This window comes from Flavobacterium sp. OHVDL-2026-0007, from assembly GCF_059882335.1.
Window position 1 is genome coordinate 1,179,476 of the sequence record NZ_CM187612.1, and the last position, 17,057, is coordinate 1,196,532.

The 17,057-nt window shown below is 38.6% G+C and carries 9 protein-coding genes; 1 reads left to right on the plus strand and 8 read right to left on the minus strand.

Going from position 1 to position 17,057, the window contains the following annotated elements; genetic code table 11:
• The gene (locus AC51AA_RS04720; protein WP_500704576.1) at nt 1–3,021 is read right to left on the minus strand and encodes a SusC/RagA family TonB-linked outer membrane protein; all 3,021 of its coding nucleotides are present in this window, start codon (nt 3,019–3,021) and stop codon (nt 1–3) included.
• A gap of 129 nt (nt 3,022–3,150) precedes the next feature.
• On the opposite strand from AC51AA_RS04720, the gene AC51AA_RS04725 reads away from it, so the two are divergent.
• Entirely contained in the window at nt 3,151–4,020 is an 870-nt protein-coding gene (locus AC51AA_RS04725) for an AraC family transcriptional regulator (RefSeq protein ID WP_500704577.1), read from the plus strand.
• Between the two features lie 181 nt (nt 4,021–4,201).
• On the opposite strand, the gene AC51AA_RS04730 is transcribed toward AC51AA_RS04725, so the two are convergent.
• The 7 genes from AC51AA_RS04730 to AC51AA_RS04760 form a co-directional block, all read right to left on the minus strand.
• Nucleotides 4,202–6,454 carry a glycoside hydrolase family 20 protein gene (locus tag AC51AA_RS04730; RefSeq protein WP_500704578.1) on the minus strand — a complete coding sequence of 751 codons (2,253 nt, stop codon included), beginning with the start codon at nt 6,452–6,454 and terminating at the stop codon, nt 4,202–4,204.
• 81 nt (nt 6,455–6,535) lie between these two features.
• Nucleotides 6,536–7,828 carry a glucosidase family protein gene (locus AC51AA_RS04735; RefSeq protein ID WP_500704579.1) on the minus strand — a complete coding sequence of 431 codons (1,293 nt, stop codon included), beginning with the start codon at nt 7,826–7,828 and terminating at the stop codon, nt 6,536–6,538.
• Between the two features lie 130 nt (nt 7,829–7,958).
• Nucleotides 7,959–10,340 (minus strand): GH92 family glycosyl hydrolase, encoded by a 2,382-nt coding sequence (locus AC51AA_RS04740; protein WP_500704580.1) that lies wholly within the window; start codon nt 10,338–10,340, stop codon nt 7,959–7,961.
• A gap of 49 nt (nt 10,341–10,389) precedes the next feature.
• Nucleotides 10,390–13,737, minus strand: coding sequence for a glycoside hydrolase family 38 N-terminal domain-containing protein (locus tag AC51AA_RS04745; RefSeq protein ID WP_500704581.1), 3,348 nt, complete (start codon nt 13,735–13,737; stop codon nt 10,390–10,392).
• 2 nt (nt 13,738–13,739) lie between these two features.
• Nucleotides 13,740–14,738: a phytanoyl-CoA dioxygenase family protein gene (locus AC51AA_RS04750; protein ID WP_500704582.1), complete on the minus strand. Its 999-nt coding sequence runs from the start codon at nt 14,736–14,738 to the stop codon at nt 13,740–13,742.
• A 37-nt stretch (nt 14,739–14,775) separates the two neighbouring features.
• On the minus strand, nt 14,776–15,591 hold the full coding sequence (locus tag AC51AA_RS04755; protein WP_500704583.1) for a sugar phosphate isomerase/epimerase family protein: 816 nt from the start codon (nt 15,589–15,591) through the stop codon (nt 14,776–14,778).
• A gap of 3 nt (nt 15,592–15,594) precedes the next feature.
• On the minus strand, nt 15,595–17,040 hold the full coding sequence (locus tag AC51AA_RS04760; protein ID WP_500704584.1) for a sugar porter family MFS transporter: 1,446 nt from the start codon (nt 17,038–17,040) through the stop codon (nt 15,595–15,597).
• Nucleotides 17,041–17,057: the final 17 nt, after the last annotated feature.

Sequence of the window (17,057 nt, forward strand, 5' to 3'; positions counted from 1 at the left end):
TTATAAAGAAAGGTTCAAACCTATAGAATACACTTGTACATTAGAATAGGTTCCTCTACCTCCAAAAGCATCTCTTTCAGGATCTAATCCTCTATACTTAGTAATAGTGATTGGATTAGTAGCATTTACATACACCCTAAATTTCTTAATATGTGTTTTTTTCAAGAAGGCATCCGGCAACGAAAAGCCTAGCTGAATATTTTTCATTCTAAGAAAAGAAGCATCTTGAAGAATAAAGGATGAAGTTCTCCAAGCATTATTGAGATAGTTACTCGATCTTACCAATCTTGGATATTCGTTATTTGGTTTTTCTGCAGTCCAAGAATGTTCTACCCAAAATTGGGATATTCCCGCATTGTTAAAAAATGGTTTTTGCTCTTCTTCAGTAATTGCACTTTCTCCTTCAACCCCTACCCAAAGCATAGAGAAATCAAATCCCTTGTAAGAAGCTGAGACATCAAAACCATACGTGTATTTCGGTAAAGATTGACCAACGGCCTGTTTGTCCGAATCATCAATTTTACCATCTTTATTTAGGTCTTCAAATTTAATATCTCCTGGCTTTGCAGTTGGCTGTGCTCCATGAGCAGTTACCTCTGCAGTGTTCTGAAAAATACCTGCCATTTTGATCATATAGAACTCATTGATAGAACTACCTTCCGCTAACCTTGAATAAGTACCAATTTGTGGTGCCTCAATTTTAGTCACCTCATTATCGTTAACGGTAAAGTTCGCACTTAGGTTATATTTAAACTCCCCAAAGTTATTCTTGTGGTTGATTAAAAATTCAAACCCCTTGTTTTCTACCGATGCTAAATTCACCAAAGGAGGTGCCAATCCGCCCACAACGGAAGAAATAGTAGTAGGACGCAAAATACCTGTAGTCGCCTTCTTATAGTAATCGGCCACCATTTCCAATTTCCCGTTGAAGATGGTCATATCCACTCCAAAATCGGTTTGAGTAGAAGTTTCCCAAGTGATGTTTGGATTCGACAAATTGGTTTGCGCTGCGCCACCAGCCAAAACACCACCATAAGAGTATTGTTGTCCTAGATTATAAATAGAACTATACTGTCCTGGCCCTATATCTTGGTTCCCAAGTTCCCCCCAAGATGCTCTTAATTTTAAATTGTCTATAAAGCCAACATTCTTCATAAAGGCCTCTTTTGAAATATTCCATCCCGCTGATACAGAAGGGAAAGTTCCCCATTTATTGCCTTCACCAAAATTAGAAGATCCATCGTATCTTAAATTGGCTTCAAAAAGATATCTTCCATCAAAGTCATAATTTACACGTCCAAAAAAAGACTGAAGTCCAAAATCAGTAGATGATCCATAGGCCTGCGGATTTAAAGATCCCGCGCTTATTTCATGAAGAGCGTTACTTGGAAGTCCTTCCTTATACCCTGATAAATCTTTATACTTACGACTCTCTTGGCTAAAACCGCCCAGTACATCCAAACTATGACGTTCCGCAAAAGTCTTTTTATAATTTAAGGTTGTCAAAAAAGTAATATCTCTTCTTGTACTATAACTTCTACCAGCAGATAAAGGATTACCTCCCACACTTAAATTATACACACTAAGATCTGTAGCTTTAACCAAATCTATTTGAGGTCTGAAAACGTCATTTAGATTATTATAATTATCCATTCCAAAAGTGCTTTTTAACTTTAAGCCTTTAATAAATTCGTATTCCCCAGATAAATTAGCAGTCAGTTTTTCATACTCCGTTCTATTGTCCCCTTCCAATGCACCTGCTAGAGGCTGCGTAGCACTCTGAAAACCAATCCATGGATACGTATAACGTCCATCAGCCAAACGTGGACTTTGCATAGGCAAAGCTCGGTCTGCCCAACCGATTACTGTACCAGATCCTGTAATTGGTGCATTGGTCACATCATGTCTTCCTGAAAGTTTTAAGGAATAGCTAAATTTATCTGAGATCTTTGTATCTAAATTCAATCGAGCTGAGTAATTCTTGGTATCAGTCCCCAACACCACTCCAGTTTGGTCAATATGCCCTACTGAAAAAGAATAAGTCGTTTTATCTCCCCCGCCTCTCACACTAAGGTTGTGACTTGAAATTTGAGCCTGGCGGTACAAAACATCTTGCCAATCTGTATTGGGATACAGATAAGGATCTGTTCCTGTTCTGAATTTATCAATATCCGCAGCTGAATAAGCTGGTGTCGAAGTTGGGGATTCATTAAATAAAGCCAAATTATACAGTTCCATAAATTGAACCGAATTCGTTACATAATTCTTTTGTCGAGTCGCTACTTGAATACCGCTATACCCATCATAGTTCACTTTAAATTCACCATGTTTTCCTGCCTTAGTGGTCACCAATACCACACCATTGGCTGCTCTAGATCCATAAATGGCAGCCGATGCCGCATCTTTCAAAATCGTAATGCTTTCAATATCTGCAGCATTAACATCGCTAAGACTACCGGTTAAACCATCCACAATCACCAAAGGATTACTGTTACCTAGGGTTCCTGTTCCTCTAATTCGAATGGTCGCCTGATCCGCTCCAGGCTGACCTGTGTTTTGCGTCACCACAACTCCAGATGCCTTACCCGCTAAAGCTTGTGTGGCATTGGTGATAGGTCTGTTTACAGCATCATCTAGTTTCACAGTAGATATGGCTCCCGTAAGATTGGCTTTCTTTTGCGAACCAAAAGCACGCACCACAACCTCCTCCAGTTTAGCAGAATCTTCTGTTAACCGAATCACTAAATTCTTTTGATTATTTACGGCAAGCTCTTGCGTTTTGTACCCAATAAAACTAAACACCAAAACACTCTTTGGCGGCACATTTTTGAGAACAAAACTACCATCTATATCGGTAGTTGTTCCATTATTGGTTCCTTTAACGATGACATTCACCCCTGGCAATGGTAGCCCTCCAGCCGAAGCTATCAATTTTCCTTTCACACTTTCGCTCTGAGCAAAGGTCAGATTCACCAGGAATAAGGCAAACAGAATTAAAAGGCTTTTAACTTTTACTTTCATAATTACTTGGTTTTTTTGTTAATTATTAGTTAATTTAAAAAACCAAAACTAGCCAAACATTAACAGGCGTACCTCCTCTCAATTATCAAAATCATTCTCTATATTTGCTCTATATTACTTATTTACAAGATGAAAGCAAATTTTAGAAAGTTAGAAGATCCCATCGGGCAAGCTTTTCACATCCGAAAAGACAAGCTTACTCATTTTAATGACAAATGGCATTTCCACGATATGCTCGAACTGGTGGTCATCCTAAAAGGTCACGGAAAAAGGTTTGTTGGTGACTCCATCGAAACCTTTTCAAAGGGAGATGTAATTTTAGTGGGAGAAAAACTATCCCATGTTTGGAGAAGTAATCCACCCAAAGACATTACTTCAACCAAAATGAAATGTTCGGCCATTATCATTCAATTTCCATCAAGTTTTTTAGGAAGTAAATTTTTAGAATTACCCGAATCGATTAAACTCAAGGAACTTTTTAAAAATGCAGAAAGGGGCATTTCATTTGAGAATGAAACGGGAAAAAAGTTAACCGACAAAATTGAAAAACTATTTGAAGTTGAAGGTATGCAGCGGCTGCTGTCCTTTTTGGATGTACTTGATTTTGCTTCGCACTCCTCTGATTATAAATTACTGGCAACACCTTTATTTAAAGAAACCATATTCAACAGTGATTTAAAAATCAACAAGGTGTTCGAATACATTATGGACAACTTTGCTAATCCCATCACTTTAGATGAAGTGGCAGAAATTGTTTCCATGAACAAAAGCGCCTTTTGCCGTTACTTTAAAAACAGAACCAAAAAGACATTTTCGTCTTTCTTAAATGAAATACGAATTGGCTATGCCTGTAAATTAATTAGAGAAGATAATTACGGTATTACGGAAGCCGCGTATTTAAGTGGTTATAATAGTCCGTCCCATTTCAACAAACAATTTCGTCTCATAAAAAAAATATCTCCTACCAAATTTCATCAAGATTCAAAAGATATTATATAACAGTGCACTAGTTCAAAAAAATAATAGAACAAACTCAAGCTGCCTGCGAAAAAGAAGGTTTGCTTTCCTATACCTTATAGTTGAAAACAGTTTCTTTTATACTTAGACACTTATCTTAAGTTTGTCCCACCATTATGCAGTTCTTCCTCTTCCTAGAGGAGAACCTACTATTTTAGTTGTACTATCGCACGACTATTTCATCGATAAATACCCATGATTCACCACCGGCAGATGGATGCCATTGCGGTAATTGCTTCGTCCCTTTTATCTCGAATTTCACATAACGAATAGCGGTTCTCAGTCCTTTAAAAGAAAATACTTTAGTAACCTCCTCTTTTTCTTGATTCCCTTGAGTCATCACTTTTCCAATGGACACAAAATCCTTTCCATTCTCAGAAACGAGACAGTTTACTTCCTCTGGATGTAGTATCCAACTTTTTGGATCCCAAAGCGAACTAATTTCAATACTCTGGGCAGCAACGGATTTCTCTAAATCTACCATAACACTAAAATCTTTTCCGCTCCATCCGAGCCAATGTATTTTATAATCACTTGCGCCTCTAACACCATTGGTTAGGTAATCCAAATTTCCTCCACTATAGTTTGGTGAAGGTTTTGTATCGGCACTTACCTTTCCCTTGAAAGCCAAATTCCCTTTTACCTGAACCTCTAAAAATCGTTTACTGCTTTGGTAATAGTCTTGAGGTGAAAGTCCCGCCTCATTTAAATGATCGACTTTGGCCTCTTGACAAACCTTATTAAAATCTTCTAGTAGTTGCACCATGACAGGATTCACAGTAAAATCACCGTCTTTCTGTACATACCATCCTCTTGATCCAAACATATCGTTTTTACCAATTTCCATAATAGCAAACTGCAAGGGTAAACGCGCCACTTTTACATGTAACAATTGCGCTGGGTCATTTTGAGCCGCCTTTTCGGCATTGTCAAAAAACGTATTGTATTGCTTGATATTCTCCTGTGATAAAAAGCTGTTTTGATGACTTGTTGGATGTTCGTATATATCCAGTCTGTCGCCACTTTTCTTCAATTCGCTTTCCAGCTGATCGCTATACTTTTTGATCCAAGGCGCTGCTTTTCCATAATAGCCTTCTAAAAATTCAGTACTGATTTGCGCAGCATCCGCATTTGGATTCCACAATAAACGAGAGAGTAAATATACTTTTAACTCTGAAAATTCAGAACCCACAGCAGCATTCGCCTGTTGAAAATGGGCTGAAACATTATTGTTTACGAAAAACTGAATATTGGGTTGTAATACGTGTAAATTAGGAAAAGGACTTACCGAATTGGCAAAATCAATATTGTAATCCCATAGGTAAATATACTTGCATATTTTGCCCCAATCAATAATGTCATTTTTAAAGGATTCACTTGTTTTATCTTCTTCAATCGATTTGCTTCTATTGAGTTCAATCGTACACAACATCACTTGGACATTTTGGGCAGGTTTGGTCAGCACAGGCGCTTTTCTTGAATATTGATAGGCTAAGGTCGAGATTATTTTATCTGGAAATTCTTTGGCCACTTCATTGACAAAACGGATAATGGGCCCTGCGGGACTACCTTCCTCTGCGATAGTCTTATTACACTTTTCGCATTGGCAATAAGAAAAATTATCATTCTGACTCACCGACCAATATAACTTAGAGGGTTGTAGTAGCATTTCTTTTTTCAGTTTTTCAATAGCCAGCTTCAATACTTGTGGGTTGGACACACACAACTGATCCTTATTTCTTTTACCATTCATCTCGGCAAAATATTCTGGATGTGGTTTAAAATATTCCTGCCAAGGCACTAGTTTTTCAAAGGTATGTACGTAATAACCTTTAGCAAAGAAATCATCCACAGTATGCAATCTGTTCCAATCTAAGAACTCCTGACCCACTGCTTTATCGACGATGTATACAATTCGAACATCATTTTTGGGTTCATCTTTCCAATTGATCTCTGGCAATACGATATCCTTTGATTGTGGTATTTCTTTATAGGTTGCGCTATAATAATGACATCCCAGATACTTTTCGAGCAGGCTTACTACCGCATAAAGGCAACCTTTATGGCTTCCTCCTTGAATATAAAGTCCTTTATTTTTAGTGCTTATCGAAAATCCATCAACATTGGCAATGGCTGGACTAACCTCAATATAAATTCCATTTTTTCCTTTATTAAGTGCGCTACCAATGGGAAGTTCAACTCCCGTAATTAAAGCCATATGCTTTTGCAAAAGCAAAGCGGCCTGTTGTTCTGCCTCCCGAGCTTTAGAAGAAACGACAATCATATAATTGCTTTTTCCTTTTATAATCAAAGGTAAACTCTTGGCAAAAGCATTAAACTGAAGACTCAGTAACACCAAACAAAGCACAATCTTGAATGCGTTTACTGCCCTAGGGGGATGACTCCTTTTTTTCATAGGTTTAAGGTTAGTTCTTGTTAATAAAAAAGGCGAAGTTGATCCCTTATGATATCAACTTCGCCCTAGTGAAATGGTTAATTATTTGTTTAGATTTTCAAACATCACAATAGCGGTATACAAAACACCCGCTTCTCCTCTGAAAGTTCCAGATCCTCTTGGTTCATTTTTTACAGAATACCATTCGTAAAAACCTTTGTTATCTTGCACACGTTTCAACATCGGCTGTACTTCTCTATAGGCCTCTTCTACATAACCATATTTGATTAATTGTTGAATCGTTCTAGCTCCAAACCAAGTCCAGTCACCACCATTTTGGTAACTATAAACAGGGTTCATAATTTTGTTTACAAAATAGCCATTAGGATAAGGTGGATAAAGCGTCAAACCAATAGAAGGTGCTCCTGCCTCTTTTACCCTTTTTACCATTTCGTCTAAAGAAGCTTTTACCTCTTTTTTAGTCAACAATCCCGCTTCCATAGCTACCGTTGTACCTCCGAAGTAGAAAATGTTATTTTCATCAAAATCAGCTGGGAAAGGGGAGCCATTTAAATACAAGTGAGGAATATACTTTTGATTTTTACTATCCCAAAGGTGCGTACGTGTATTTTTGGCTACATCTGTTTTAATTTTACTCCATTTGGCTTTCGTTGCTGGCATCATCTCCATCATATTATTCAAAGCCACAATAAACATAGCATTGTCATAAATATCACAAGCAATATGAGTGTTACCATCCACATCAACACCGTATCCTTCTTCCGGCTGTACATCTCCCCAATCAGCGGTTGTCGCTCCGGTAATTAAACCATATTTAGGAGTATAACGGTGTTTCATTAAAAAATCCATTGACCATTCTAATCTTTTGGCTACGGTTTTATCTCCTACTTTTTCAGTCAAAATGGATTTGTCTCCCGTTAATTGAATGTATTTATACACTGCCTGAACCAATGAGGTTTCTTGATCGGTTTCTACTGTATTTTTATGAGCCGCATATCTTGGCTCTAATTTAGAATACGAAAAATCAGTCTCTCCTTTTCCTATTTGTTCTTTAGGTGTATACCCATCTATTATATTACCGTCCTCGCCCTGCATTCTAAAGAACACTAAAAGGTTTTCTTTTATATCTTCCTTTTTGGTCACCTGTGCCGCCAATTCGATAAAGGTATTATAATCTCGAATCCATACCTCACGGTAACCATCTCCGGCATTAACCCCCGTTTTGATCACTTCCAAAGCCTTGCTTTTTACCAAAGGCATGTATTGATCATTTTTAATTTTCTCAGATAATTTTTTGTCAATTACCACTTTTTGTTGTGCCGTAGCGCTCAATACCAATGTTAGAGCTGCTACTGAAGAAAGAATTTTTCTCATTTGTAAATAAATATTTTTTTTTCAAACTGGTCAGTTGCTTTAGTTCATTGTCCTTAAGACAAATGAGCTCTTGGCAACTTTTCCATTTATATCATTTTAATTATAGTAAGCCTACCTGTTGGCTACCCCTTTATTGATTTGTACTCATTGATGGTGGTGGTGTTTTCACACCCCAGTTTTTGTTAGGATTTGCACCCATATCAAAAAGCAAAGTTCCACCGTCTGTTAATTTTTTACGCTCTATCCACGCATTTTCCACTTTTTCACCGTTGAAAGAGGACGATTGGATGTACCTATTTTTCTTCGAATTGTTCTTGGTTTCTATCACCAATTCTTCTCCTTTATAATATTTTGGATCCAATTTAATGGTCACCTTATCAAACATCGGACTTCCAAATTGGAAGGTCGGGTTCATGGCTGCATGTCCCTGAACATCGAACAATCCCATTGACACCATCACAAACCAAGCGCCCAATTGACCTTGGTCCTCATCTTGTCCAAAGCCGTAACCATGAAGAGGTTCTGCCCCATAGAATTCGTCACAAATCGTGCGCGACCATTTTTGGGTGAGCCAAGGTTTACCTGAATAATTAAACAGAAATGAATGGTGTAAACAAGGTTGATTCCCATGGTTGTATAATTTTTCCAATCCAGAGAAACTGTCTATTCCCTTACCGCCACCAAAGGTTGATTTTTGGCTTTCGTCAAAGGTGGTCTCCAAACGTTTGTTGAACAGCTCTAAGCCTAGGGTTTTAATTAATCCCGCTGGATCTTGCGGTACATACCAAGTATACTGATAAGCGTTAGCTTCTTGGAATCCTCTCCAAGCCTGCATCGGATTGAAATTCTCTATGAATTTTCCATTTTCATAACGTGGTCGGATGAATTTGGTTTCTGGATCAAAAATGTTTTTCCAATTGCCTGCCTGTTTGGTCAGTTTTTCATAATCCTGTTTCTTTCCTAAGGCTTTAGCAAATTGAGAAACACCATAGGATGTATAGGCAAATTCAAGGGTGTGTGAAGCTCCAAAATTGAAGACCCAACCGTTGGCTAAAGTCGTATCTTTCGATGGGATATATCCTTCCTTGACAAAATAGGCCAAGTCGTATTTTCCAGAACCAAAAGGTCGATTAGCATAGCCAGTTTCGTTTTTATAGGCAATATCATAAGCCTCTTGTACGTTAAAATCACGAATGCCACTGTTATAAGTTGCGGCAATCATCAAACCAAAACAATTTGTTTGCACCCCATTAGCATGCGCCCCGGCAGCAATTCCATCATGTAACCAACCTGTTTCTTTGGCAAAATCAAGATTAGATTGAATGTACTCACTCAAATAATCAGGGTAAGCCAAGGCCCAAAGTTGTCCCAAATTCCAAAATCCACCCCAAATACCATCGGTGTTGTAGTGATTGTACTTTGGTTTTCCGTTGGTATCCAGTGCAATCTGACCTATTTTTCCGTCATGTCTAGGATAACTTCCGTTGGCATCACTGGCCAAACCTCTGCCTAAAAGCGCATGATAAAGTCCTGTATAGAATTTTACTTTATTGATACTGTCTTTGGTTTCGACTTTAATTCTTCCTAATTTTTCATTCCATTTCTCATGTGCTGTTGCTCTAACCGCATCAAAGGTTTGATTTGTAGCTTCCGTTTTCAAATTCAGTTTAGCGTTGGCAATACTGGTATAAGAAAGTCCAACTTGCATTTGAACCACCTCTGATTTTTTAGTGGCAAAATTCACATACATCCCGTTCCCAATTCCCTTGGTTTGGTTTTGATTGTCAAAAGTTTTATCTTCTACAAAGGCGCCATAAGATGTAGGGGTTTTATCCATCTGAATCACAAAATACATTTTCACTCGCTTGTCGGGATCACAGAATTTTAAATACTCCGGATAGGTTTCTATGCTTCCTTCTAAAGTATTTTTACCTGAAAGCTTCATTGTGGCTTGAGTCACTCCACTGCTTTCCCCCTGACGATGTCCAATATCGAAAATAATACGCGATTCTTTGGACTCGGGAAAAGTGTAACGGTGAAAACCAACTCTTTCCGTAGCCGTTAATTCGGCTTTGATACCGTATTCTTTCAGAAAAACTGAATAATATCCCGGTTCCGCATGTTCTTCTTTTTTGTCAAAAGTCGATCGATATCCTGTCTCTGGCTTTTCCAGAGTTCCTGGCGTGGTTTGTAGTTTTCCTGTTACAGGCATAGCCACCAAACCACCGATTTGGAATTCGTGAAAATGACCAAACCCTTCAATGGAGTGATGACGGTCATCGTAACCACAAGGCGCCCAACTTCCCCCACTGCCATACGCATTGGTATGTGGAGCCAATTTGGCCATACCAAAAGGTAAAGAGGCTGGTGTGTAAAAAAACCAACGTCCGTGTACCGATCCAATTTGTGGATCGACCCAAGCAGCCGGATTAAAATCGTCCTTTTTCTTCGAACAAGAAAAAAGTGACAGCAACATGGCAAAAAGTAATACTGTTTTAAAAAGGTATTTCATATACTTATTTATGCTAATTAAAATTGTTGTTATTGTTGTTCTTATGTTATTACATTTTCAATATAAACTCCGAAACACCACTTCCTACCATATGGATTTCAGCAGTATTTGATTTTTTTTCTCCTGAGATAGGCTCAATAATAAACTGTGGATTTAACGCCTTCCAAATAAATTGAGTTTGCTGTGGAGATTTCTCTGGATTGAACAAACGCATCAATAAGGTTCCATCCTCCTTAGGTGTCAAACTCGTCACTACTATTTTGGAATTAGTCAATTCAAACAGATTCGAGGGTAGTTTTACCTCTGGGCGAATGGTCATTCCAATCAAGGCTTGTGTAAACTCTGTAGCCTCTTTCTCCATATCTACGTCATTGACTTCTCCGTGAGGTCGAAGTGCATACTTGAAATGAACAAGCCCTTGTTGATCTGCTTTATAATTGGTATGCCAATAATTGTTCATGGCATAACTGAACCAAGTAGAAGTGGGTTGCTCCGATTTTTTCCACTGCTTGTGGTTGGGTATTACCTCTTTGCGCTCATCAATAATACTGTTGGGTTCCACTAAAGGCGACTCCAACAACATCCACTGAATACCTTTGTCCTTACTCGAAACATCTACCCATCTACGACCATATAGAAAATCCATATTAGAGCCCTCCAATTGATCTTTCAAAAATTCCATAGCGCCATAACCTGCATCTAGAGTGGTTTTGGTCAGTTCTGTATTGAAAGGGTAGCCAAAGTGTACACCTTCTTTGCTTCTAACCGCTTTTTTGTCCAAAATGTTTTGAATCAATAATTCATCACTTCCGCTGTAAAGCGAAAAAATGCGCTCCAATTTCGTTGCCCCTGGTGCATCAGACACTACCGAAATCACTGTCATAACAGGCCCTTTCTCGATAACTTTAACTTGAATATTAGCGTTGGTTTGTGCCTCCTCGGGATTCAATCCTGGAACGTACCAATAACTGTTTAGTCCTTGATTTTTGAACTCACCAGCATAGTTAAAATCCGAAACTGTTTTCAAATTGGTAATACTACCTTTGCTTTTGTCCCAGCTAAATTCAATTTTTCCATTGGATAAAGAATTTTCGCCCAAAACAAATTTACTGCTCAGCGCAGGTCCTTTTTGGTTGGTAATTTCATAAAAGGCCGTTCCGAAAGCAGGTACATCTTTGGCTACAAAGGCCAGTTTTCCGTTACTTAGCTTTTGCAGTGGTAAAATATTTCCTTTGGCATCTTTTATAGATTTTCCCTCCACGTCGGTTTGTAACAATACCAAGCCCGTTCTTTTCCATGAAGAGGTATTAAAAACGGCTACTTTTTTAGAACGAGAATCACTAATTTGCTCTAGCAAATTTTTCTCTAAGTCCGTAATTTGACTATCTGCATCGAGCATAAACTGCCTTTTGATGCGCCATTGTTCAGTCACAAAAGGGGCATCAGGATCCGTGGTACTGTTGTGAGCCCCCCAAGTATGCTCATGAAACATAATAATATTTCGCCACGCTTGGTAGAAACTTTCTTGATTGTACTTTTTAGGATCCAACATCGAATAAAGCGTACTTAATTGTTGCAGGCGCAAACTATTGACTCTGTTTTTCCCCTCTTCCTCTGCAGTTGAAAGAGCACCGTCTTCCCAATAGGGAGTCAAATCTCCTTTTACGGTTGGAATTTGATCGCCATACTTTTTTTCAAAAGCGGCAAACATCTTCTCTGTTGTATTTAAAATCAATTTTGGAGAAGCATATTTTTCGTTCCAATTTTTAACGAAATCAGAACTATTGGGTTCGATCGGACCATTGTCCGCTACTATATTAAAACGCCATTGAACCATATCATAAGGATACCGATTCTCGGTTAATTCATTGAGGTAATCTGCAATCTTTTTAGGTCCTCTTTCATTCAAATTACCAGGTTGCATTCCATGCCATGAAGAGTAGCCTTTTGCTCCAGCCCAGAACAGTACTTTTTCTTGTCCCGAAGGTGAGGCCCACCAAACAGGTTTATCGCCCCAATTCTTTAAGAAATGTCCCGCTCTGTCTCCCCTATAAGGATGATCTAACCCCATAAAATTGGATCCAATGGAAAAGTATCTTACACCACCTTTTGACAGTGCTGTTACTGTTGACCAGGCAAATCCTGGCACATCGGAAATCATAGCGCTGTTAATGGTAAAACCGAACTCCTTACGCAGTTTGGCCGCATAGTCCGTGTAATGAAACATTTCTTCTGCTTGACTCATCCCCGTTAGCATGTTGACATACAAAGCCGAGAGGAAAATATCTCCATTTTTTACCGCAGCTACAAAATGCTCTTTTTGCTGAGGGGTTGCCACTTTCAAAAAATTCTCAACTGCCCAAATAGATTCCACATTCCATTTGAACTTGGCCTCCTCAGGATACGATTTTGTTTTTTCGATCATCGCCAAAGCATCCACTATATTTTTATTGTGAATTTTAACGATCTCAGGCTGTAGATCCGAATACCCAATATCGGTATGGGAATGATGCAATAAATGAAGCTCTCTGTAGCGAACAGGTTTTAGGGTAACATAGTCATCCATAAAAACTTTATCCCCCCTAATCACCTGCACTTTGATTTTTTCTTCCTTCTTTACTGCGGCAATGGGAATGTCAAACGAATTGATCCCGTCTTTAGCGGTATAGTTATAATTTTCTTTGCCATTGATCTTCACCTTTACAGCTTGATCCTTACCAAAATGTAAAACCGTAAGAGCAATAGGTTGTGTACCGTTTTTGAGTAGAAAAGGCATAGGAATAACTTTTACGTTTTCTTCAAAGGCAAATTTGAAGCTCATAAACCAATCATTGCTTTGCTGATTCTGTCCCACAATTTTGATACGAACCGATTGTCCTGGTTTTACTTTACTACTTGGAAGTCGCAAAAAAGCATAACCTTGAGCGTCATTTGCACCATCTAATTTGATTTGTTGAAATACCAAGGCTGATCCGTCATCGGCTTTGAAGATCCAATTGGGCTTTTGATTTTTGGGTAGTGTGGTAAAAGTCAATACTTTTTTGTCGTCCACATACAGATCGAACTTTCTCTCCCCACTACTGGTTCCTGTAGAATGTCCCGCTACCCAACTAAAATACACATAATCGCTTTTACTTCCTTTTGGAACAGTAGCCGTTTCCCATTCTATGGTTTTATTCCCATCGGTACTTCTGGTTAATAAAGCTACAGTTGCATAGTCCTGAAAAGCCGAATTATAGGTGATGTTTTCCCCGCTGATTTCCTTTGAAAAACCATTAATCCAATTTATTTTGCCAAAATACGGCACTTCTTTTTGAGCTGATATAATTTGCACAAAGAATATCAGCATTAAATAGCAACTTTTCTTTACAATCAATCTTACTTTAGATATATCCATTGTTATTCTTTTAGCTTGTAGTCCTCTATTAAATCATTGTACAACTCCTTATAATCCACTTTAGGGATAGCACTCCCCATCGCTGCCAATTCTTTATCACCATCAAACAACAAAGGAAAAAAGTGACTATCGAGCACCTGATCCTGAGCCATGGGTGGAAAGGTATGCAAAGCGTCCATCCTATAATACCCATCAGTATTCCCTTGGGTGAAAGCGCTCATGGCGTTGAGCACCGTTGCCCTTCTTGGTCGATCTGAAGTGTTGGCATAAGAACCATGCATCGTTAGCGGATGATGGAAACTAGCGTATCCTTTTGGCAACTCATTGGCCACTCTTTGATCAAAAGCCTTCAATTGTTCTTCACTTAAAACCTCTTTTACCGCCTCCATATCCCCTGTCAATCCCGTAATGGGAAGTAGTCCCCATTTATGGCTTCCTGGAACAAAATAAAGACAACCATTCTCTTTGTTGGCATCATCCAAACCAATCCAACACGTCAGATGGTGCATGGGTTTTGTAAAGGTCCAATAGGAATAATCCTGATGCCATGCCACTACTCCACCATGTTTAGCGGGTTTGCAAAACAATTGGTCATGGAAAAGCCGAAACGATTGCCCTAACAATTGATAGGCTGCCATACGAAAGGCTGGCGCCCACATCAAATCATGAAAACCGGCTGTTAAACGCCATGCGCCAATGGCATGAAAAAGTACTTTATTAGGATCTTCTGATTCGTTGCTCTCATAGTGATAAAATAACTTTTTGTCCTCTTCCTTTAAGGTTTGCAATTGGACTAGTTCCTCCTTGAGTATGTCTACTTGCTCTTCACTCAAAATTTTGATCCCTTTGATAAATCCGTCTTTTTTAAAAGCCGCTATTTGCGCTTCAGTCAACAGATAAGGTTCCCATTCTTTGGCCGACTGCGGTTGTACAAACAGCTTTCCTATGGGATGGCTATATTGGGCTAAATCTTTAGAAAAATCTACATTCACATTTTCCATAACTATTCTTTTTAAAACCTATAAAAGCACTTGTTTTTTATTTACTGTATCTTTTGTTGAGCAGCTGCATCATATGACAGTTAATATCCCATTGATCCGCTACGGGTGTATTGGTAAAAGGCAAATGAATCATATAGGGTGCAGGACCGAACTCCGTAGTAATGGTTAATACCTCCTTTTGTGCGTTCTGAGCTTCTTTTACAATAGTATCCCACCATCTTAAGTGTGCTTCCAACTCGGTAGCAAATTCAGCCAATCGAGGATCAATTATTTGAGCACTTTGTGCATGTCCTACTCTGGAATGAATATGTTCAACATGTTGACAAGCTAAGGCAACAGCCTCTTCTTGGTCTTCTAACAAACTTTCGGCTACGGTACACCAATGAGAAAAATCAGCTGTGATTTTTAAATCAGGTAGCCTTTTTAAAAAATCATAAGTGATATGTGCCGCAAACAAGGCCTTGTTACGGTGCGTTTCATGACATATGATAATGCCTGTCTCTTGTGTAATACTGTTAGCAGTTGCGAACAAGTCCGCATTCTGTTCAAAACTGAAGTAATCCTTACCTGTTTGAGCATTAATTTTTACAGGTTGAGCTGACACTAGTATACGGAGCTCTTTTATGTAATTTGCCTTGTGCAAGTCAAAGTCCTTTTCAAAAGATTGATAGTACTGACCAATCAATTTTAAATCATTATTTTTCAAGGCTTGCAAAATCAGTTTTTGTTCCGCTGTATCTTCTGGCAGAGCCGCTTCGATTCCATCGTATCCAGCCCGCTTCACCTTTTGGCAAAAGCTTTCCCAATCCACATTTTCTGAACCCCATCTCGGATAATAAAATGATAACCTCATACTTTATATGTTTTGAGTTTCTTCTATACTTTCCACTTTTGTAGTTTTTGCTCCATTTTGAGCTTGCACATTGGAATTCCAAGATTTTTCTATTTCTTCCAAACTTTTTCCTTTAGTTTCAAACAATTTCTTTTTGGCATAGGCAAAAGAAAGAATACAAAAGAAAGAGAAAATAAAAAAGGTAGTAGCAATTCCCAAGCCGTCCCTCAACAATGGAAACAACATATTGACAATCCAATCCGAAACCCACATAGTCATGATACACATCGACAAAGCGGTCCCTCTGATATGGGTAGGAAATATTTCAGTGGAGATCACAAATTTTAATGGCCCTAGAGAAAAGGCAAAGAATAAAAGGAATAAGATAATACTAAAGAGCATGAACCAACCTGTTATGTTCATCAAGAAACAAAAACCGGTCAACGCCAATGCAAAAGCAGCACATAAAGAACCAATAATATATAAAGGTCTACGTCCCCAACTATCTACTTTAGAAATGGCAATAAATGTAAAGAGCACATTCGCCGAACCTAAAATTACCTGATAGAACAAAGCATCACTAGTGACAATACCTGCCGATTTTAGTATGGTAGGTCCGTAAAAAATAACCCCATTGATACCACTAAATTGTGACAAAGCAGTAAGTACCATGGCCAATGTCAATAATTTACGCAAAGGCAAACGCAACAATTCTTTATAACCACCCGATTTTTGACTGGCCATTTCTTTAATCGAAGCCAACTCTAATCTTGCTATTTCCTCTCCATTTATTTTACTTAGAATCCCCAAAGCTTCTTCGTTTTTTCCGTACTGTACCAACCAACGTGGACTCTCAGGAACAATTAACAATAACAAACAAAATGCCGCTGCTGGAATTACACCCACTAGAAACATTCCACGCCATACATTGTCAACAAACAACCAATGCAGTAAACCACTTCCTTCACCGGCATGTGCCGTCGCGTATCTTTGTAAAAATAAATTACTAATATAAGCCGCCAAAATCCCTACGGTGATGGCCAATTGATAAAATACCACTAATTTTCCACGTTTGTGCGAAGGGGCTACTTCTGAGATATACAATGGGGATACGTTCGAAGCCACACCTACACCCATTCCCGCTAGAACACGAAAAACAATCAATATGGCGTAAGCCTGTGAAAAGGCGAAGCCAACAGCACTGATTAAAAACAATACCGCTGAGATAGCCAATACTTTTTTTCTTCCAATTTTATCACTGAGGTACCCTGAAAAGCCTACCCCAACAATGCAACCCAATAAAGCGCAAGACACAAATAATCCTTCTTGAGCTGATGATAATCCGTATTGTAATTTCAATGGTTCAATAATACCGCTGACAACAGCCATATCAAACCCGAATAAAAAACCTCCCAAAGCCGCTATAAGCGTGATGAGAAATATAAAATAATTGGTTCCTTTTGTTTCCATAATCGTTTTTGGTTCTT